The following is a 20,232-nucleotide window of genomic DNA, read 5'->3' on the forward strand; positions in this document are numbered from 1 at the left end:
GCGTTCAATCTTCAGGAGACACCGCCATGCTGGACGCCACGCTGCACGACCTGATCGATCCCCGGACCACCAGCCACTTCTATCTCGACGGTCGCTGGGTGCCCGCCGCTGGCCCGGAACGGGTCAGGGTGATCAACCCGGCGAATGAACGTCCCCTGGCCGACGTGGCCCTGGGCAGCGCCGCCGAGGTGGATCGGGCCGTACAGGCCGCCCGCGCGGCCTTCAGCGACTGGTCCGGTCGTACCCCGGCCGCCCGGGCCCGGCTGCTGGAGCGACTCCATGGCCTGCTGACGCAGCGCAGCGAAATCTTCGCCCAGGTCATCTCCCGGGAGATGGGCGCGCCCCTGGCCGCGGCGCGCGCCCTGCAGGTGCCCCTGGCCCTGGAACATCTGCGCGTCGCGCGCGAGGTCGCGCTCAACTACGCCTTCGAGCGCAGCGAGGGTACGCTGCGCATCCGCCGCGAAGCCATCGGCGTCTGCGCCCTCATCACCCCCTGGAACTGGCCGCTGTACCAGATCACCGCCAAGGTCGCGCCGGCGCTGGCCGCTGGCTGCACGGTAGTGCTCAAGCCCAGTGAACTGGCGCCGTTGAGCGCCTTGCTGTTCGCCCAGGCGGTCCATGACGCGGGGATACCGGGCGGGGTGTTCAACCTGATCAACGGTGACGGCCCCACCGTCGGCGCCGCGCTGGCCGAGCATCCCGAGGTCGACATGATCTCCATCACCGGCTCCAATCGCGCCGGGGTGCAGGTGGCCCGGGCCGCCGCCGCCACCGTGAAGCGAGTGACCCAGGAGCTGGGTGGCAAGTCGCCGAACCTGCTGCTACCCGACGCCGACCTCGAGACGGCCGTGGCCAAGGGCGTGCTGGCCGCCTTCCGTAACAGCGGCCAATCCTGCAGCGCGCCGACGCGGATGCTGGTGCCCCAGGCCCAGTTGGCGGAGGTGGAGCGCCTGGCGGCGGCCACCGTGGCCAGCCTCGTGGTCGGCGATCCCCCGGCGCCCGCGACGACCCATGGTCCCCTGGCCAATGGCGCCCAGTTCGCCCGGGTGCAGGAACTGATCGAGAGCGGCCTGGCGGAGGGCGCCAGGCTAATCTGTGGCGGGCCGGGCCGCCCGGAGGATCAGCCCGTAGGCTTCTATGCGCGGCCCACGGTCTTCTCGGCGGTCACCACCGACATGCGCATCGCCCAGGAGGAGATCTTCGGGCCGGTGCTCTGCCTGCTGCCCTATGGTTTCGTCGAGGAAGCCATCGCCATCGCCAACGACAGCCGCTATGGCCTCAGTGCCCACGTCCAGGGCCGGGATCCCGACCAGGTCGCCGCGGTGGCGGCCCGTCTTCGTGCCGGGCAGGTCCATCTCAACTATCCGGCCTGGAACCCCTGCGCACCCTTCGGCGGCTACAAGGGCTCCGGCAACGGGCGCGAATATGGCGTCCACGGCCTGGAGGAATACCTGGAGACCAAGGCGATCCTCGGTCACTGACGCGGGTTGAACAGCGGATTGCTCCGCAATCCCGCTACCGCCAAGTCGATGAACGCCCGGACCTTGGCCGGTGCCTGGCGGCCCTCGGGATAGATCAGATTGACCGGCAGCGGCGCCTCTTCGTGGTCTTCGAGTACCAGTTGCAGCACGCCGTCCGCCAGGGCCTGGGCGATCTGATAGTGGGGCACGCGGGTGAGGCCCAGACCGTTCTCGGCCGCGCTGATCGCGGCGGCATTGGTGTTGCTGTGCAGCAAAGGCTCGACCACCACCCGTTGTCCCCCGGCGAAACGCCATTCCAGCGACGACCAGGCACTGTGGGACACCAGGACGCGGTGATCGCGCAGCGCGGCGGGCGTCCCCGGGACGCCACGGGTCGCCAGGTAGCTGGGCGCGGCGCAGACCACCCGCCGCATGCAGCCGACCTGAATGGCGGTGAGGCCGGAGTCGGCCAGATGACCGATGCGCAGGGCGATGTCCATGCCTTCGTCGACGATGTTCACCGGCCTGTCGACGAAGAAGGTCCGGGCGCGCACGTCTGGATAACGCTCGAGGTAGTCCAGCACCAGCGGCAATACGTGCAGTTGGCCGAGGAGCAGCGGCGCGGTGATCGCCAGGGTGCCGACCGGCTTGGCGTAGTGCCCGGCCGCGGCCAGTTCCGCCTCGGCGATGTCGCCGAGGATGCGCCGGCAATCCTGCAGATAGCGCGCACCGGCCTCGGTGGGTTTCACCGAACGGGTGGTGCGCACCAGCAAGCGGGCGCCGACCAGCGCTTCCAGGCCCGCCACCAGGCGGGTCACCGCCGGGGCGCTCAGGTGCAGATCCCGGGCGGCGCGGGCGAAACTCTCGGTCTCGGCCACCTTCACGAACACGCGCATCGCCTGCCAACGATCCATCTGCGGGGTCTTCCTCAGGGCGCCGGAGCGGCCCGGCAAGACGTCCATGGTAGTCGACCCGGCCAGGCAGGCCAGCCTAGAGATCGAGTTCCAGCGGTACGGACCCGGCCGCGGGCCGCGCGCAACAGAGCAGGACCTGGTCGGCGGCGACCGCCGCGGCGGGTTCCTCGGCATAGGTGACCGCGCCCTGGAGCAGTCCCGTGCGACAGCTGCCACAGTGCCCCTCGCGACAGCTGAAGGCGGGCTCCAGGCCCTGGGCCTCGGCCAGCTCCAGCAGACTGCCGGAGGCGGGCGTCCACTGCGCGTGCTGGCCGGACGCCGCGAAGCGCACCCGGACGGCCTCGGTGGCCGCGGCAGGCCGTACGGTCGCCGCCGTCGCCGCACCGCTGCGCACCAGGCCGGCCGGACCGAAGGCTTCGGCATGGATACGGGCATCCTCGATACCAAAACCGCGCAAGCCGTCATAGAGGCCCTGGGTAAAGGCCGCGGGACCGCAGAGGTAGAAGTCATAGTCACCGAAGGGCAGCTGGCGGCCCAGCAGTGCCATGTCGATGCGCCCGGCGACGTCATAGTCCACCCCGGGGAGGGCAGCAGCGGGATCGCTCAGCACCCTGATCACCCGTAGCGTTTCCGGAGCCCTGGCCATCAGCTCGCTCAGCTCCCGGTCGAAGGCCCGTTCCGCCTGGGTCCGCGCGCCATAGAACAGCGTGACTGGCCGCCGACCCTGATGGACCGCCTGGCGCAGCATGGCCAGCAACGGAGTGATACCGATCCCGGCGGCGAGGAACACCAGGGGGCGCTCCGCCGAGACCGCCAGGGTGAAGTCGCCGGCGGGTGCCCGGGCCTCGATCAGGTCGCCTTCGCGCAGCTGGCCGTGCAGCAGCCGCGAGACCAGGCCGTCGCGCTTGACGCTGATGCGGTAATGGCCGTCGGCGGGGAGGGAGGTCAGGGTGTAGGTTCGCACCAGGGAAGATTGCCCCGTCTCGGGTGTCACCCGGATCGGCAGGAATTGACCGGCCTGGTAGGGGGGCAGGGCTGCGCCGTCCACCGATTCGAGGTGGAAGGAGCGGATGGTGGCGCTCTCCTGGACGATCCGGGTGATGCGCAGCGGACGCCAGGTGCGGTCCTGGGCCCTGGCCTGCAGGCGCCGCTTGGCTTCCGCCCAGCTGCCGGTCAGCCGACTGCTGTCCGACTCGCCGCCGGGCTGCGCCTGCCAGCGCAACGCCAGGGCACCACGGCGACGGACGATACGTTGGGGGCGAAAGGTCCAGAGGCGTTCGGCGCCTTCGAAGGCGGCGATCTCGGGCGAGTCGAACAGCACCTCGGCGGTCCCGCTCAGCTGCAGCAGATCGCCGCGCTCCAAGTCCGCGAACAGCAGTCCGGCGCGGCCATTGGCGACGACATTGCCCAGGGTATTGAAGAACAGATTGCCGTTGAAGTCGGGAATGGTCAGCAAGCCCTCGGCGTCTACCCGGACGAAGCCCGGCTTGCCACCGCGGTGCGAGACATCGACCCGTCGCTGGTCCTGCTGGTCGGCGTAGGAGGCGACGAAAAAGGCATCGGCACTGGTGATGAGCGCGCGGGCCGCCACATCCAGGCTGGCGAGCTGCTCCCCGGGCGTGGCCGGGGCGGCGCCCGGTTCGTGAGCGAAGCTCAGGTCGCGCAGCTGGATATAGCGCGGGCAGTTGCCAAAGCTCTGGTCCACCGTCACGCGCAGTCCCTGGGCTGTGGGGCTGAGGATGCCGTTCATGCGATTGCGGCAGCGGGTATGCCACTCGATGCCCAGGAGGCCCACGGCCGCGTCTGCGCCCAGTCCGGGCGCTGCCGGATCCTCGCTGGCAGGGCGGGCGGCGATATCCAGGGTGGTGGACGTGGGCGAGGCGATAAAGCCCGGCTGGCCTTCCAGGATCGTCGCCCAGGCGTCGCCCGCGGCATCCACGCTGCCCAGTACCACGAAGGACAGCTGGGCGAAGAACTGCCGATGCTGGTCGGGCATGAACGGCCGGATCACCCGCGGCCCCAGGGCCTCCAGGCGCTCGCGGACGCCTAGCCGTTCCTGGATGAAGGTTTCCCCGGCGTGCCAGGTGGGTAGGGGCTCGTGCATGACCTTGGCCTCCAGTAGGGTGACGCCGCGATCAGGCGCGGAGACCGGCCACGGTCTCGGGAAAGGGCACGAAGCCGGGCAGGGCCTCCACCCGCTGTAGGAAGGCGCGCACCGCCGTATAGGGCGCCAGCTCCACATTGCCTTCCGGCGCTCCGGCCAGGTAGCTGTAGAGGGCAATGTCGGCGATGGTCGGGTGATCGGCAGCCAACCACTTGCCCGTGGTCAGGTGCGCCTCCAAGCGTTCGAGCAGGATATGGGCGCGGGCGATGACTTCTTCCGGATTCAGGCGGGCGCCGAATACCGTGATCAGGCGCGCCGCTGCCGGGCCATAGGCCAGTTCTCCGGCGGCCACCGACAGCCAGCGCTGCACCGCGGCCGCGCCAGCGGGATCTTCCGGTAGCCAATCGGTACGGCCCAGTTTCTTCGCCAGGTAGACGAGGATGGCGTTGGAGTCGGCGACGACCACGCCAGCGTCCTCCAGCACCGGCACCTGGCCGAAGGGATTGAGGGCGAGGAATTCCGGCGTGCGATTGGCGCCGGCCGGAATATCGATGTCGATCAGCTCGACCTCGATCCCCAGCAGCGAGGCGAAGAGCACGGCGCGATGGGCATGACCGGACAGCGGGGTGTGATAGAGCTTCATGATCCGACTCCTGCCAGGCAGAGGGCCGAGGGGGCCCGATAGGTGCTACCAGCTTGGGATCAGGGCGCTTTCGAGGGAATGGGCTTTCTGGTCAGTTCAGCATTCCGCAAAATGGAATGATCGGGCTAGCGACAAGCGAAGGCCAACACCCGACCCAACATGGCATCGCAGCCGTCCAGTTGCGCCTGGGTGACGAATTCGTCGGGCTTGTGCCCCTGGGCCATGCTGCCGGGGCCGCAGACCACGGTGGGAATGCCGGCCGCCGCGAACAGACCCCCTTCGGTGCCGAAGGCCACCGTGCCGAAGTCGCGGGAGCCGCAGAACTGCGCGATCCAGTCGGCCGCCTCGCTTTCGACGGCGGTATCCAGGCCGGGATAGCTCGACAGCTCGGTGAAGCGGATGGCGCTCTGGCCGCTGATGGCGCGCATGGCCGGCAGCAGGGTCGCCTCGGCATGGGCCTGCAGCTGATGGATCACCTGGTAGGGGTCCTGGGCGGGCAGGGCGCGGATCTCGAAATCGAAGGTGCAGTCCTGGGGCACGATGTTCAGTGCCTGGCCGCCACCGATGAGGCCGGTCTGCACCGTGGAGAAGGGCGGATCGAAGCGGGGGTCCTGGCGTTCCGCTGTCCTGAGCGCCTCACCGAGCCGGCCGAGTTCCACGACCAGGCGCGCGGCGTATTCGACGGCGTTGACGCCCTGAGGCGCATAGGCCGAATGACAGGCCGCGCCATGCACCTGGCAGCGCATGGCTACCTTGCCCTTGTGGCCTAGCACGGGTTTCAGCTCCGTGGGCTCGCCGATCAGGCACAGCAGCGGCTTGACCGGACGCTGGGCCAACTGGTCGAGCAGGCTGCGCACGCCGAGGCAGCCGACTTCCTCGTCGTAGGACAGCGCCAGGTGCAGCGGGCGGCGCAGGGCCGCACGGCTGGCCGCGGGCACCAGTGCCAGCAGGCAGGCCAGAAAGCCCTTCATGTCGGCGGTACCGCGACCGTAGAGCTTGCCGGCGCTTTCGCTGAGGGCAAAGGGGGGACGGGTCCAGGCCTGGCCGTCTACCGGCACCACGTCGGTATGTCCCGAGAGCACGATACCGGGCACGTCCGCCGGCCCCAGGGTGGCGAACAGGTTGGCCTTGGTGCCTTCGCCGTTGTGGATCAGCTCGTAGGGTACGCCGAAGCCCTCCAGGTAGCCGGCGACAAAGTCGATCAGCGCGAGGTTAGTTTCGCGGCTGGTGGTGTCGAAGGCCACCAGCCGCGCCAGCAGTTCACCGCTGGCGCTCATCGGTCGTCTCCCGGGACGCCGTAGCCGGGGGCGAGATCCGGGCGCACCGCCCGGTCGAGATAGTCCTGCAACTGGGGTTCATAGGCGCGCCACAGCGACGCCAGCTCGCCGATGGGGTCCGTCTCGGCCCAGTCGACCCGCAGATTGACGATGGGCCAGCTGGCGTCGCCCACCACCAGCAGCGCCGCCGAGTGCACCGGTCCGGCCTCGCCACCGGCGGCCATGGCCGCCTGCATGGCCCGCAGCAGGCGCTCGGCAAGAGCGCCCTGGCTGGCTTCGAAGCTCTCCACCAGCGCCTCCACCACCGCGGGGCTCGCCAGCATGTTGCCAGCGCCCACGCAGTCCCGGCCGCTGCGCGCCTGGTGCACGCCCAGGGTATGGGCACCGCTGTGATGGGCACTGCGGCCCTGGGCGTCGATGACGGTCACCTGGCGATACTCGGCGTAGCCGTCGCCGGCCAGGCTCTCGGCCAGGGCCGCGCTGGGAGCCTGTCCCGCAGCCAGTCGCTCCAGGGTGCGCGGCCCCAGGGCGGGCAGGGTGATGTTCTGCGAGCTGACCGCGCCGATCCCGGGTTGCAGCCAGGGACAGCGGGCGCCCACGGCGATGCTCGACGAACTGATGGCGATGCCGAATTGACCGGTCTCGGCGCAGCGGGCGGTGAGGGAAAAGGTCATAGGGCGGCCTCAGTCGGGGATCACGGCGATGACGTCGATCTCCATCAGCCACTGGGGCTGGCCCAGGGCCGCGACCACCAGGCCGGTGGAGATGGGAAAGACGCCCTTGAGCCACTTGCCGACCTCCTGGTACACCGGCTCGCGATAGCGCGGATCGATCAGGTAGGTGGTGGTCTTGACGATGTGGCTGAGGTCGCTGCCGGCTTCTTCCAGCAGTTGCTTGACGTTCTTCATGGCCTGCTCGGCCTGGGCGCGGGGATCGCCCAGCCCGACCAGCCTGCCGTCGAAATCGGTGCCGACCTGACCACGGACATAGACGGTGTTGCCGGCGCGCACGGCCTGGCAGAGGTCGTTGTCCAGGGTCTGGTTGGGGTAGGTGTCCTTGGTGTTGAACATGCGGATACGGGTGTGGGTCGGGGTGGCCATGCGGGATCTCCGGGTCTCGATAAGGGCGTCAGGCGCTACGCGACTGCTGGGGGTGGGCGGCCGACTGGATGCTGGGACGGTAGTCCTGGTAGCGGCGCTGGATGGCGATCTGGTCGGCCACGTGGCGGGCGTCGTGCCAGCAGCCCCAGATGAAGGCCGAGCCGCGGCGGCTGAGCCAGGGCAGCCCGACGAAATATATGCCCGGCTCGGCACCGACCCCGCGCTGGTGCCTGGGCTTGCCGTTGTCGCCAAAGGTATCCACCTGCAGCCAGCTGAAGTCGGTGGCATAGCCGGTGGCCCAGATCACCGAGCTGACGCCCGCGGCCTTCAGGTCCAGTTCCTTGAGCGGTTCACGGATGCAGTCGGCGTCCGCCACCCGTTCGCGGGCTGAGGGCTCTTCGGGCAGGTCGAGGCTGTGGCGGGCGGCATAGGCGTCGGCGGCGTCGAGCAGGGCCAGGTAGTTGGCGTCGCCGGCGTCGAGGTTCTGGTTGAGGTCCGGACGGAAGCGCACCACCCCGTCGACGAAGCTGTCGGTAAGGCCCACCAGGGTCATGCCGGCCTGGGCCAGGCGGCGAAAGTCCACGGTATGGCCACCGCGGGCGCCGCTCACGGCGATGGTCACGTGCTCGCGGCCCGGCTGCATGGTCTCGGTGTCCCACAGGCCGAGCACGCCCAGCCACCAGCAGAAATCGCGGCTGCGATAGGCCCGCGGCGGCCGGTCATGGGGGCCGACGGAGAGATAGACGCGCTTGCCGGCGCGCAGCAATTCCTCGGCGATCTGCACGCCGGAGGAGCCAGCGCCCACCACCAGCACCGCGCCTTCGGGCAGTTGCTGTGGATTGAAATAATGGGCGGAATGGATCTGGTAGAGGCCCTCGTCCGTTGGTGCGATGGCCGGGATCACCGGCTTCTGGAAGGGACCGGTGGCCACCACCACGCGCTGGGCGTTCAGGCTGCCCGCCGAGGTTTCCACCAGAAAGCCCGCCTGGCCGGCCTGGCGGGTCACCCGGGTGACGGCGACGCCGGTGCGGATGGGTGCGCCGATCTGCCGGGCATAGGTCTCGAAGTAGGCGGCGATCTCGTCCTTGCCGGGAAAGCCGTCCGGCGCCGTCTGGAATTCCAGTCCGGGGAAGCGGTCGTGCCAGGCCGGGCCGTTGGCTACCAGGGAGTCCCAGCGACCGGTGCGCCAGGCTTCGGCGATGCGGTTCTTTTCCAGCACCAGGTGCTCGATGCCGAGCCGTCCCAGGTGCTCGCTCATGGCGACGCCGGCTTGGCCAGCGCCTATCACCAGGGTGTCGATCGTGGTCGGTAATGTGGACATGAGGGTACCCTTCGGCCGCTCCGCAGGGGGCGGCCGTCATCATAAGAACCTGTTCAAAATCTGCTGCGCGTCGGCCAAACTGCGTTGAAAACGCCCTGGGTCGCCAGCCCGGTCGGAATGCTCATTTACCATTCGTAAACTCCGCTTCCTCAGGCGTTTTCGCCTTGTTTGGCTCTAGCTCGCGAGATTTGGAACAGGCTCTAAGCAGTAGGAAGGCGGAGCGCGCAGGCTCCGCGGCGATCAATCCAGCACGGAAGGGTCTTGCTGGATCATCAGTTCTTTCATCTCGGCGAAGTGCTGCTCGGAGAAGTCGGTGATGCCTTCCCAGGCGCGGGCGGTCTTCTCGGCGACCTCGGCGGAGAGCACCTTGAGCGGCTGGCCGGTGGACCAGGCGGTGACCAGAATCTGGCAGGCACGCTCCAGGGTCCAGATATCGTCGAAGGCCTGGCCGACGGTGGGGGCGATCACCATGACGCCGTGGTTGCCCATCAGCAGGCGCTGCTTGCCATCCAGCAACCCGGCCAGGCGCGCACCCTCGGCCTCGGTATCGGCCATGCCGCCATAGAGTTCGTCCACCGCCAGGCGATTGAAGTAGCGCGCGGTGTTCTGGTCGATGGGCGGCACCTCGGGCTTGGCCAGGCAGGCCACCGCCGTGGTGTAGACCGGGTGCAGGTGCAGCACCACCCGGGCCTCCGGCAGCCGGCGATGGATCTGCCCGTGGATCGACCAGGCGGTGCTGTCCACGTCGGGCCGCTCGGCGCCTCGGGGATCGTCCGCGTCGAGCAGCAGCAGATCACTGGCGCGGATGCGCGAGAAGTGCTTCCACTTGGGGTTGATCAGGAACTGCTTGCCGTCGGTGGAGACGGCGGCGCTGAAGTGGTTGGCGACGGCTTCGTGCATGTCGAGGTGGGCGATGACGCGAAAGGTCGCCGCCAGATCGATGCGCAGCCGTTCCTCGGGAGAAAGTGCCATGGTCGTGACTCCGTAAAGCTCAGGGCTTGGGCATCAGGGCGGCGATGTCCGCCTCGGTGGGCGCCTGGAAGTTGTATTTCTTCAGCAGCGCGGCGTACTCCGGGGTGGCGCTGTATTGCTTGAGCGCCTCCACCAGGGCGGTCTTGACCGCATCGTTGCCCTTCTTCACGCCAAAGCCGTTGAGCACTGGGTAAATCAGGGTGTCCGAGGAGATCACCACGCGATTGCCGAGCTTTTCCACCAGGCCGCGGGCCACGGCGGCGTCGGTGATCTGCGCCTCCACGGCCTTGGACAGCAGCGCCTGGGTGGTCTGGGGATCGGTGCCGTATTCGCTCACGGCGATCGGCTGCAGACCGTTCTTCACGCAATACTCGTCGGAGAGCTTGTGCAGTTGCTGCAGCCAGGAGGTGGCGCCCATGGAGCCGATCTTGTGGCCGCAGAAATCTTCCGGCTTCTTGGGCTGATAGCTGCTGCCCTTGAGCGCGATGATCGACTCGCCGCTCTTCAGGTAGGGGATCATGTCGATCACCTTGAGGCGGTCCGCGGTGATGTACATCGAGGAGTTGGTGATGTCGAAGCGCCCGCCCTGCAGCCCGGTGATGAGGTTGGGAAAACGGGTGTCCAGCGTTTCCACGGAGCGCCCCATGAGCTTGCCCAGCCCCTCGACGAATTCGATGTCGAAGCCTGCCGGCTTGTTGTCCTGCACGTATTCGTAGGGGAAGAAGGTCAGGTCGGAACCGGCGACGAGTTTGCCTGGCTGCAGGAAGTCGGCCGAGGCCAGGCTGGAGACCAGCGCCAGGCCGGCGCCTAGTACGGCGGTGGAGAGGATTCGAATCGAGGCGCTGCTGACTCTTTGCATGGCGGTGCTCCTTGGAGGGTAGGAAAGATCAAACGGCAGCCTGGTCGAGCCCGGCCTGCTGGACGAAGAAGGACGCGCCGCGTGGTTTCTGCGGCAGCCGCACGCTGTTGGCCACGCTGCGCACCAGCCCGCTTTCCTGGCCGGCCACCAGCACCCCGGCGTGCTCGCTGGGCAGCGGATTCTCGCCGAAGGGCAGGGCGTCCTCGGCGGCATAGACGCTGATGAACAGGGTGCGCGGCAGCTCGGTCTGGTTGGGGCTGGAGGCATGCAGCAGGCGGGTGTGCATGAAGCACACCGAACCGGCCGGGCCGAAGCAGGCCACGGGCTCGCCGCAGTGCTCGGCCACCACGCCGTCGTCGACCGCGCCGGTGAAACGGCCGTCCTGCCAGTGCGACCACAGCGGGCCCCTGTGGCTGCCGGGGATGACGGTGAGGGGGCCGTTCTCCGGAGTCACCTCGCTCACCATCAGCAGCGCGGTGACCACGTCATCGTTGCTGTGGGGCGTGAAGAGGAAGTCCTGGTGCCACTTCACCTGGGTGGCGGTGCGCGGCAGCTTCGAATTGATCTTGCTGTGGTGGAATCGCGTGCCGCTGCCACCGATGAGCTGAGCCGCGACCTGGGCCATCCGCGAGGTGAAGGCGACCTGGCGATAGGCCGCGGAGATCTCGGTCGGCGAACTGACCCGGCGCAGGGAGGGGTGGTCGGGCCGGTGATCCAGTTCGACATCGAAGCGGGCGCGGCCGTCCTGGGTCTCGCCCCAGGCCTCGGTGTGGCTGCGACTGTCTTCGACCCAATCATCGAAATCGGCCTGCAGGGCGGCGATTTCCTCGGCCGTCAGCAGGTTCTCGACCACCAGGTAGCCGTTCTTGTGGAAACTCTCCAGTTGCGCTTGCTCGATCATAGGGGTTCTCCAGAAGCCAAGGGTGGGGGTCAAGCCAGGGACACGTCCTTGAGGAAAGCCTCGACGCGGGGATGCTGGCCGTTGCGCAGTACCTGGGGCGCGTCGTCGCAGACCACACGGCCCTTTTCCATGAACACGATGCGGTCCGAGACCTTGAAGGCGAAGTTCATCTCGTGGGTGACGATCACCATGGTGATGCCCTCTTGGGCCAGGGCCTCGATCACCTGCAGCACCTCGTTGACCTTTTCCGGGTCGAGCGCCGAGGTGGGCTCGTCGAACAGCATGATCTGCGGTCGCATCATCAGCGCCCGGGCGATGGCCACCCGCTGCTGCTGGCCGCCGGACAGCTGGTGCGGATACTTCCAGGTGTGATCGAGCATCCCGACCTTGTGCAGCAGGGCATAGGCCTGCTGCCTGAGCGCCGCGGGGGTATCCAGGCGGTGATAGCGCGGCGCGAGCAGCAGGTTGTCCAGCACCGTGAGGTGGGGGAAGAGATTGAAGCTCTGGAACACCATGCCGATGTCCAGGCGATGCTCGCTGTGCTCGATGAAGCGCGGCTTCTGGGCGCCGTCCTTGTGCAGGTGGATGAAGGGCTGGCCGTTGATGCGGATCTCGCCGTTGTCCAGTTGCTCCAGGCCGTTGAGCAGGCGGATCAGGGTGGTCTTGCCCGAGCCGGACGGGCCGATCACCGAGACCACCTCGCCGGGCTGGACGCGCAGGTTGACCGAGCCCAGCACCTCGACGTCGTTGTAGGCCTTGTGCAGGCGGGCGGCCTGTAGCGCCGGGGTGGCGGCGTCCCACTGCGGCTTGGCGCTGGCGGTGGAGGCCTGGGTGGCCAGGGCCAGCACCTGCTCATCGGGGGTCCGCACCACCTTGCGCTGGGTAACGTCGAGGAAGCGCTCCAGGCGTTTGAGCAGGAAGTCGAAGAGGGTGACGATCAGCACGTAGTAGAAGGCCACCGCCACCATGGTCTCCATGACCAGGAAATTCTGCGAATAGAGACGCTGGCCGACCATCAGGATCTCGGTGAGGGAGATCACCGATACCAGGGAGCTGAGCTTGACGATGGAGATGTATTCGTTGGCCAGCGACGGCAGGGCCACGCGCAGGGCCTGGGGAATGACGATGCGCCACTGGGTGCCGAGAAAGCGCAGCCCGAGTGCCCGCGCCGCTTCGCCCTGGCCCTTGGGAATCGACAGCAGGCCGCCGCGGTGGATCTCGGCGACATAGGCCGTCTCGCTGATGACCAGGCCGATCAGGCCGGCCCAAAAGGGATCCGCGAGCACCACCGAGGTGCCCGGCAGCGCCTGCGGCAGGTTGTAGATGAAGATCAGCAGCACCAGCAGCGGCACGCTGCGAAAGAACCAGATGTAGGCACGGGCCGGCAGGTTGAGCGCGGGATGCCGGGACTGCTTGGCCAGGGCGATGAAGAAGCCCAGGGCGATGCTGATGACCCAGGTGAGGGTGCTGAGTTTGATGACGGTCCAGGTTGCCAGCCAGAATTGAGTGTCGCCGATAAGGCCGAACATGTAGTTCCAGTCGAAAGTCATCGTTAAAACCTGTCGCCATTCATTGGAAGGACACCTCCGAAGAGGGGTGTCCGGTCGCTGTAATTACAGAATTGGCAATCGGCGGACTTATCGTCAATTAACAAATTACAGGCCTCTGTATAGGACTTTGCTATACAGAGAAAACGGCTGCTGGAGAACTTTTCCTCTATGCCCTCATAAGGGGCAAAGTGCCGCCATTAAAGGCTTCGATGCAGGGTTTTGGTGCACTGGCATGATAAGGATGCTGCGGAGATCCACTGGATTTTCAAAGGTTTGATGGGCGTTGAAGACAGGCGCAGCCTGCCTGGCACAGCTTTCGCTTCGAGAGTAAAGGCTATGCAAAAACGAGCTCTGCACAGTTTTTTCCTATAGGTAATCCGTGACCCACTTTACGCTCAGGCAACTTCGTTATTTCGTCGCGGTGGTCGAGGAAGACAGCATCGTCGAGGCAGCGCGACAACTGCACATATCCCAGCCGTCGATTTCCGTCGCCATCAAGAATCTCGAAGAAAGTTTCGAGCAGAAGTTGTTTATCCGCCATCACGCCCAGGGCGTTTCCCTCACCGCCAGTGGGCGCCGACTCTACGATAAGGCCAAGGAACTGTTGCGGCTGTCCCACGAGCTGGAGCAGAACGCCAAGGCGGAAAACGAGATGGTCTCGGGCACCGTGGCCATCGGTTGTTTCGAATCCGCCGCGCCGCTTTACCTGCCCAAGCTAGTCGCCGGCTTCAAGCGGCTCTATCCGGAAATCACCATCCAGCTGCACGACGGCGAGCAGCATGAACTCATGCACGGCGTGCACCGGGGACGCTTCGACCTGGTGTTTCTCTACGATCTGGAGCTGGGTGATTCCATCACCAAGGAAAAGCTCAATGCGCCGCACAAGCCCTATGCCCTGTTGCCCATTGCCCACCCCCTGGCGGGCAAGAAGGCGGTGACGCTCAAGGAGCTGAGTCGCGAGCCCATGATCCTGCTGGACGTGGTGCCCAGCCGTAACTACTTCATCGACATCTTCAAGGAGAAGGGCTACCACCCCACGGTGGCCTACAGCTCCCCCTCCATCGAGATGGTGCGCTGCATGGTGGGGCAGGGGCTGGGCTTTTCCGTGCTGGTCACCCGGCCGACCACCAACCTGACCTACGACGGCAAGCGTCTGGCCCAGGTCAACATCCACGACGACATGCCGGCCTCGACCTTCATCATGGCCTACCTGCGCAACAACGAGCCGACCAAGGCGACGCGGCTGTTCATGGACTATTGCCGGAGTGTCGATCTGTCGCCGGTGCCGGCGGAAAACCCGGCAGGCTGAACGCCGTGCTGGCAGTTACCCATCTTCCGGGCGAAAGGGCAGGGATAGACGGCTCCGGGCTGGTCGCGGATGCGTGATGTAAAGTAGAATCAATATCATCTAAGCATCATCGAGCAGGCAGCACCCGTCATGAGTGATATGGCTCTCGCATCCTCACGCCATCTTCATCGGCTCTATTGCGACCACAGCGGCTGGCTACAGGCCTGGTTGCGGCGGCGGCTGGGCAGCGAATGGGATGCGGCCGATCTCAGCCAGGAGGCCTTTCTGCGGCTGGTGCGCAACCCCGAGGTGCTGGGCGAACTGCAGGAGCCGCGGGCGTATCTGGTGACCATCGGCAAGCGCCTGCTGATCAATTTCCAGCGCCGGCGCAGCCTGGAGCAGGCGTATCTCGACGCCCTGGCCGAGCTGCCCGAAGCCTGCGCGCCATCGCCCGAGCAACGCTGGGTCCTGCTGGAAACCCTGCAGGCCCTCGATGAGCTGCTCGACGGCCTGCCCGCCACGGTGCGCCATGCCTTCCTCCTCAGCCAGCTCGAAGACCTCACCTACCGCGAGATCGCCGAGCGCTTGCAGGTCTCCGAGCGCACCATCAAGAGATACATGGCGCAGGCCTATGAACATTGCCTGCTGGCGGAGCTGTGCTGAGCGGCGCCCAGGACCGGCGGCGGACCGCGATCCGCGAGGCCGCGGGTTGGCTGGCGTTGCTGGAATCCGGTGCGGCTGGCGAGCGCGAACACCAGCAGCTGCAGGCCTGGCGCCAGGCCCATGCCGAGCACGAGCGCGCCTGGCAGGCGGCCCTGGCGCTGCAGCAACGCTTCGCCGGGGTGCCGTCGCGCCTGGCCATGGCCAGTCTGCAACCGGCCGATCGCGGCCGACGTACCGCCCTGCGGCAGTTGCTGGGCCTGGCGGTGGTGGTACCGACGGGGTGGTGGCTGACCCAGGAAGTGCCGCTGGACGCCTGGACCGCCGATCTCAGCACCGCCACCGGCGAACGCCGCAGCCTGACCCTGGAGGATGGCAGCCTGCTGCAACTCAATACCGCGACCGCCGTGGATCTGGATCAGACCCGGCGACGCCTGACCCTGGTGCGCGGCGAGCTCTCGCTGCGCGTACCCGGTACCCAGGCGCTGAGGCTGGATACCCGCTTCGGGACCCTGATGGTGGAGCAGGCCGAGGTCTGCGTGCAGCAGGACGATGAAGGATGCGACGTGCGTGTGGTCAGCGGTAGCGTGGGGGTGCGCCCGCTGAGCGGGCCGGGGCTGGAACTGGGCAAGGGCCAGCAGTTGCGCCTGAGTACCTTGGGGATCGGTGCCATAGAGCCGTTTTCCGCGACGCTGCTGAGCTGGCGCCAGGGCGTGCTGATCGCCCAGGACCAGCCACTGGGCGAATTCCTGCAGCAATTCAGTCGCTATCGTCCTGGCCTGCTGCGCTGGGATCCCGCGGTGGCCGACCTCAGGGTCACCGGCAGCTTTCAGCTCGCCGATACCGACCGGGTACTGGCGCTGCTGGCCGCGACGCTGCCAGTTGAGGTGCACTGGCGTACCCGCTTCTGGGTGACCCTGAAACCCCGCTCGATCGCCGCCTGAAAAAAGCCTGTCCCCTTTTCCGTACTCGTCGGTCATTAACGGCATAGGACAATCAAAGGAGGGGGATTCAATGGTGGCGTTGGTATTGCGTCCGTTGCTGCGCACGGGCTTGCTGGTGGCGTTGAGTGGTACTCCCTGGTGGGCGGGTTCTGCCTGGGCCCAGGAGGCCGCCCGCCGGCACTACGAGATTCCCGCTGGCAGTCTCGCCCAGGCGCTGACGCGCTTCGCCGCGGAATCCGGCGTCAATCTGGCTGTGGATCCGGGGCTGGTGGGCAAGCGCGACAGCGCTGGCCTCAACGGCGACTATGGTGTGGAAGAGGGCTTCAGCCGCCTGCTCGCCGGCTCGGGCCTGCGACTGCAACCGCTGGGGGAGCGCGACTTCACCCTGGCGCCAGCGCCGCAGGACAGCGGCGTCCAGGAGCTGGCCAGCACCTCCATCATCGCCACCAGTCTGCAGGCGGATGACGCGCCCTACGCCGGCGGCCAGGTCGCGCGGCAAGGCTCCCAGGGACTGCTGGGCAATCGCGACTTCATGGACACGCCCTTCAGCCAGACCTCCTACACCGCCCAGACCGTCCAGAATCTTCAGGCCCGCACCCTTACCGACCTGATCGCCAGCGATCCCTCGGTGCGCTCCACCAATCCGTCGGGTGGTCGCTTCGAGCAATTCACCATCCGCGGTTTCAGCCTGTTCAACAGCGACGTCGCCTACAACGGGCTCTATGGCGTGCTGCCGACCTATTCCATCGACATGGAGATGGCCGAGCGGGTCGACATCCTCAAGGGCCCGAGCCAGTTGCTCAACGGCATCTCGCCTCGCGGCAGCGTCGGCGGGGGCATCAACGTGGTGCCCAAGCGCGCCACCGATCAGCCCATCACCGAAATCACCGGCAGCTATGCCTCCGACAGCCAGGTGGGCGGCGCCGTGGACATCGGTCGTCGCTTCGGCGAGGACAATCGCTTCGGGATGCGCTTCAACGGCGTCAAGCAATCCGGCGATACCACCTGGGATCACCAGCACGTCGACCGGCAGATGGGCGTGCTCGGTCTGGACTATCGCGTGGAACGCCTGCGCCTAAGCCTCGATCTCGGCCACACCGAGCGCGACACCGATGCGCCCCAGGAGCGGGTGCTGGTCGGTGCCAATGCCCGGGTGCCCGATGCCGACGACGTGCGCCACAACTATGCCCAGCGCTGGACCCGCGCCCAGACCAAGGACACCTTTGGCGCCCTGCGTGGCGAATTCGACGTCGACGATTCGCTGATGGTCTACGGTGCCGTGGGCGCGCGCCGCAGCGATCACGATTTCCTGCGCCACAATGTTTCCCTCACCAACGACGCCGGCGATTTCACCGTCCAGCCGCGCGACTTCACCCGCGACGAAAACGTCCGTACCGCCAACGTGGGCGCGCGCAAATGGCTGCAGACCGGGCCGGTCAGCCACGAGCTCAATGTCAGTGCCGACTACTTCTACATGGACTTCGAGAACGGTGGCGGGCGCTACGCCAGCGGGGCCAGCAACCTCTATGCGCCCCGCGACCTGCCCGCGCCGGGCGTGCGCACCCGGTCCGATGCCAAGGACTACACCGAGAACCGCTTCAGTGGCGTGGCCCTGGCCGACACCATGGGCTTCTTCGACGACCGCCTGCTGGTCACCCTCGGCGCCCGCTGGCAGCGGGTCAAGGTGGACGACTGGTCCGATGGGGTGAAGCAAACCACCGCCTACGACGAGGAAAAGGTCTCGCCCTCGGCGGGGGTGCTGTTCAAGGCCACCGAGCGCCTGTCGCTCTATGCCAACTACATGGAAGGCCTCAGCCAGGGCAAGATCGCGCCGTCCACCGCGCTGAACGAGGACGAGATCTTCCCGCCCTTCATCAGCCGCCAGGCGGAGGTGGGCGCCAAGTACGACTTCGGCGCCGTGGCCGTGACCGCGAGTGCCTTCCGCATCAAGCAGCCAGCCTACGAGACCAACGCCACCAGCCGTACCTTCGGCCCCAACGGCAAGCGGGTCAACGACGGGGCGGAGCTGAGCGTGTTCGGCGAGCCGCTGGCCGGCTTCCGCGTGCTGGGCGGCCTGATGTACATCGACAGCGAGCTCAGGGACACCGTGGGCGGCACCTTCGACGGCAATCGCGCCCCGGCCACGCCCAGGCTCAATGCCAACCTCGGCGCCGAACTGGACATCCCGGCGGTGCCCGGACTGACCCTGACCGGGCGGGGGATCTACACCAGCTCCCAGTATCTGGACCAGGCCAACAGCAAGGAAATCGACGCCTGGCATCGCTTCGACGTGGGCGCGCGCTACGCCTTCAAGGTCGACGCCACCCGCGTGACCCTGAGGGCCTCGGTGGAGAACGTGATGAACGAGCGCTACTGGGCCTCCGCCGGCGCGTCCGACGACAGCGAACCCGGCCTGACGATCTCCACGCCGCGGACCTTCGTCTTCTCCACCACCCTGGCGTTCTGACGCCGCCGGAGCCCGCTGCTGCGCAAGGCTCGTTCAGTCCTGCGCAGCGGCACATTTATGAGCAGTTAATTACCGGAATAGCCTTGCTGCATTATTCGGTTGAAAGTCGTTATTCATCGACAGGAGTGCCTTGCGGATATAGCTGAAACAAGATCCTTATCAGGCTTATCACCGAGCTATTTCAATAACGGACTGTAGTGAGTTCGGGTTTCCTGTCGTCCGCACATTGGCCAAAGTTGGGCGAGTTCAAAGACTGGGCTATTCACCGGAATAGCGGTTGAAGGATGAGAATGAAACTGATTATCGTTACCGAAGATAAACGTCCCGAGGTCTGACGCCATGCTTCAACCATCCCTCAGTCGCGATACCGCAGTAGCCGACAACGCCTTCTTTCTCGCTCGCCAGGCGCGCTTCGAATCAAATGTCCGCAGCTATCCGCGCAAGCTGCCGCTGGCCATCGCCAAGGCCGCCGGTGTCTGGGTGACCGACGTCGAAGGCAAGACCTACCTGGATTGCCTGGCCGGGGCCGGCACCCTGGCCCTGGGGCACAACCATCCGGCGGTTACCGCGGCCATCACCGACTTTCTCGGCAGCGGGCTGCCCATGCACAGCCTGGATCTCACCACGCCGCTCAAGGACGCCTTCAGCGAGCACCTGCTGGGCCTGCTGCCGGGTCGGGCGGAAGACTACTGCCTGCAATTCTGCGGGCCGTCCGGCGCCGATGCGGTGGAAGCGGCACTGAAGCTGGCCAAGAAGGTCACCGGACGCAGCAACGTGGTGGCCTTTTCCGGCGGCTACCACGGCATGACCCACGGCGCCCTGGCCGTGACCGGCAATCTCGCGCCCAAGCAGGGCGTGGCGGGGTTGATGCCCGGGGTGCAATTCCTGCCCTATCCCCATGAATACCGCTGCCCGCTGGGACTGGGCGGCGAGCAGGGCGCCGCGGCCCTGGCGGGCTATCTGGAGCGGTTCTTCGGCGATGTGGAAAGCGGCGTCTGCCGGCCGGCGGCGGTGATCGTCGAGGCGGTCCAGGGGGAGGGCGGCGTCAATCCGGCACCGGCGGCCTGGCTGCGGACCCTGCGCCAGGTCACCCGGGAGCACGGAATCCTGCTCATCGTCGACGAGGTCCAGACCGGTTTCGGTCGCACCGGCGCGCTGTTCGCCTGCCAGCATGCCGGCATCGAGCCGGACATCCTGGTGCTGTCCAAGGCCGTGGGCGGTGGCCTGCCGCTGGCCCTGCTGGCGATACGTCGGGAGTTCGACGCCTGGGAGCCCGGTGGCCATACCGGCACCTTCCGCGGCAATCAATTGGCGATGGCCACGGGGCTGGCCACCCTGGAGGTCATCGAGCGCGATGGCCTGGTCAGCCATGCCGCCCAGCTCGGGGGCTGGCTCAGGCGCCATCTGGAGCGGCTGCGCGAGCGCTTTCCCGCCATCGGTAATGTCCGCGGGCTGGGGCTGATGCTGGGCCTGGAAATTGTCGAGGCGGGCGGCGACGCGGATGCGCTCGGCAGCCTGCCGGCCGATCCCGCCCTGGCGGCGGCCATCCAGCGCCACTGTTTCGCCCAGGGGCTGCTGCTCGAACGCGGTGGCCGCGACGGCAACGTGGTGCGACTGCTGCCCCCGCTGATCCTCCAGGAAAGCCACTGCCTGGTGCTGCTCGAGCGCCTGGAGGCGGCCCTCGTGGCGGCCCTGGCCGAACCCCGTGGCTGAGCACGAGGCACCCCCGAGTGCCGTGACACCGGATCGCCCGCAGGGACGCGCAACCTCTT

The 20,232-nt window shown here is 67.1% G+C and carries 17 protein-coding genes; 6 read left to right on the top strand and 11 right to left on the bottom strand.

Annotation, left to right across the window (positions count from 1 at the left end; all coding sequences use genetic code 11):
* The first annotated feature begins 26 nt into the window (after positions 1 to 26).
* Positions 27 to 1,481: an aldehyde dehydrogenase family protein gene (locus OMP44_RS08400; protein WP_280307337.1), complete on the top strand. Its 1,455-nt coding sequence runs from the start codon at positions 27 to 29 to the stop codon at positions 1,479 to 1,481.
* Here the strand turns inward: OMP44_RS08400 and OMP44_RS08405 are convergent.
* The 11 genes from OMP44_RS08405 to OMP44_RS08455 all read right to left on the bottom strand — a co-directional run bounded on the left by OMP44_RS08405 (position 1,475) and on the right by OMP44_RS08455 (position 13,101).
* On the bottom strand, positions 1,475 to 2,374 hold the full coding sequence (locus tag OMP44_RS08405; RefSeq protein WP_280307713.1) for a LysR family transcriptional regulator: 900 nt from the start codon (positions 2,372 to 2,374) through the stop codon (positions 1,475 to 1,477). The two genes, OMP44_RS08400 and OMP44_RS08405, sit on opposite strands and share 7 nt — an antisense overlap.
* Before the next feature lie 76 nt (positions 2,375 to 2,450).
* On the bottom strand, positions 2,451 to 4,478 hold the full coding sequence (locus OMP44_RS08410; protein WP_280307338.1) for a 2Fe-2S iron-sulfur cluster-binding protein: 2,028 nt from the start codon (positions 4,476 to 4,478) through the stop codon (positions 2,451 to 2,453).
* A gap of 31 nt (positions 4,479 to 4,509) precedes the next feature.
* The gene (locus OMP44_RS08415) at positions 4,510 to 5,121 is read right to left on the bottom strand and encodes a glutathione S-transferase family protein (RefSeq protein WP_280307339.1); all 612 of its coding nucleotides are present in this window, start codon (positions 5,119 to 5,121) and stop codon (positions 4,510 to 4,512) included.
* A 125-nt stretch (positions 5,122 to 5,246) separates the two neighbouring features.
* A complete protein-coding gene (gene argE / locus OMP44_RS08420; RefSeq protein ID WP_280307340.1) occupies positions 5,247 to 6,398 on the bottom strand; it encodes an acetylornithine deacetylase in 1,152 nt (383 codons plus the stop codon).
* Entirely contained in the window at positions 6,395 to 7,072 is a 678-nt protein-coding gene (locus OMP44_RS08425; RefSeq protein WP_280307341.1) for a DUF1028 domain-containing protein, read from the bottom strand. Before OMP44_RS08425 ends, argE begins: the two co-directional genes overlap by 4 nt.
* Before the next feature lie 9 nt (positions 7,073 to 7,081).
* Positions 7,082 to 7,498 (bottom strand): RidA family protein, encoded by a 417-nt coding sequence (locus OMP44_RS08430; RefSeq protein ID WP_133861749.1) that lies wholly within the window; start codon positions 7,496 to 7,498, stop codon positions 7,082 to 7,084.
* 28 nt (positions 7,499 to 7,526) lie between these two features.
* Positions 7,527 to 8,819, bottom strand: coding sequence for a flavin-containing monooxygenase (locus tag OMP44_RS08435; RefSeq protein ID WP_187979238.1), 1,293 nt, complete (start codon positions 8,817 to 8,819; stop codon positions 7,527 to 7,529).
* A 240-nt stretch (positions 8,820 to 9,059) separates the two neighbouring features.
* Positions 9,060 to 9,791: a class II aldolase and adducin N-terminal domain-containing protein gene (locus tag OMP44_RS08440; RefSeq protein ID WP_273861581.1), complete on the bottom strand. Its 732-nt coding sequence runs from the start codon at positions 9,789 to 9,791 to the stop codon at positions 9,060 to 9,062.
* 19 nt (positions 9,792 to 9,810) lie between these two features.
* Entirely contained in the window at positions 9,811 to 10,650 is an 840-nt protein-coding gene (locus OMP44_RS08445) for an ABC transporter substrate-binding protein (protein WP_187979240.1), read from the bottom strand.
* A gap of 28 nt (positions 10,651 to 10,678) precedes the next feature.
* Positions 10,679 to 11,551 (bottom strand): phytanoyl-CoA dioxygenase family protein, encoded by an 873-nt coding sequence (locus OMP44_RS08450; protein ID WP_280307343.1) that lies wholly within the window; start codon positions 11,549 to 11,551, stop codon positions 10,679 to 10,681.
* A gap of 29 nt (positions 11,552 to 11,580) precedes the next feature.
* Complete coding sequence (locus tag OMP44_RS08455) at positions 11,581 to 13,101, bottom strand: amino acid ABC transporter permease/ATP-binding protein (protein WP_187979242.1); 1,521 nt, start codon at positions 13,099 to 13,101, stop codon at positions 11,581 to 11,583.
* 379 nt (positions 13,102 to 13,480) lie between these two features.
* Here OMP44_RS08455 and OMP44_RS08460 point away from each other — a divergent pair, with 379 nt between their 5' ends.
* The 5 genes from OMP44_RS08460 to OMP44_RS08480 all read left to right on the top strand — a co-directional run bounded on the left by OMP44_RS08460 (position 13,481) and on the right by OMP44_RS08480 (position 20,173).
* Entirely contained in the window at positions 13,481 to 14,410 is a 930-nt protein-coding gene (locus OMP44_RS08460) for a LysR family transcriptional regulator (RefSeq protein ID WP_187979243.1), read from the top strand.
* A gap of 129 nt (positions 14,411 to 14,539) precedes the next feature.
* A complete protein-coding gene (locus OMP44_RS08465) occupies positions 14,540 to 15,052 on the top strand; it encodes a sigma-70 family RNA polymerase sigma factor (protein ID WP_133861742.1) in 513 nt (170 codons plus the stop codon).
* The gene (locus OMP44_RS08470) at positions 15,046 to 15,993 is read left to right on the top strand and encodes a FecR domain-containing protein (protein ID WP_280307344.1); all 948 of its coding nucleotides are present in this window, start codon (positions 15,046 to 15,048) and stop codon (positions 15,991 to 15,993) included. The genes OMP44_RS08465 and OMP44_RS08470 overlap by 7 nt, the downstream gene beginning before the upstream one ends.
* 70 nt (positions 15,994 to 16,063) lie before the next feature.
* Positions 16,064 to 18,460 carry a TonB-dependent siderophore receptor gene (locus OMP44_RS08475; protein ID WP_280307346.1) on the top strand — a complete coding sequence of 799 codons (2,397 nt, stop codon included), beginning with the start codon at positions 16,064 to 16,066 and terminating at the stop codon, positions 18,458 to 18,460.
* 339 nt (positions 18,461 to 18,799) lie between these two features.
* On the top strand, positions 18,800 to 20,173 hold the full coding sequence (locus tag OMP44_RS08480) for a diaminobutyrate--2-oxoglutarate transaminase (RefSeq protein ID WP_280307348.1): 1,374 nt from the start codon (positions 18,800 to 18,802) through the stop codon (positions 20,171 to 20,173).
* Positions 20,174 to 20,232 lie beyond the last annotated feature (59 nt).

Origin of the sequence: Pseudomonas flavocrustae (assembly GCF_029872515.1) — a bacterium.
GTDB lineage: Bacteria > Pseudomonadota > Gammaproteobacteria > Pseudomonadales > Pseudomonadaceae > Chryseomonas > Chryseomonas aestiva.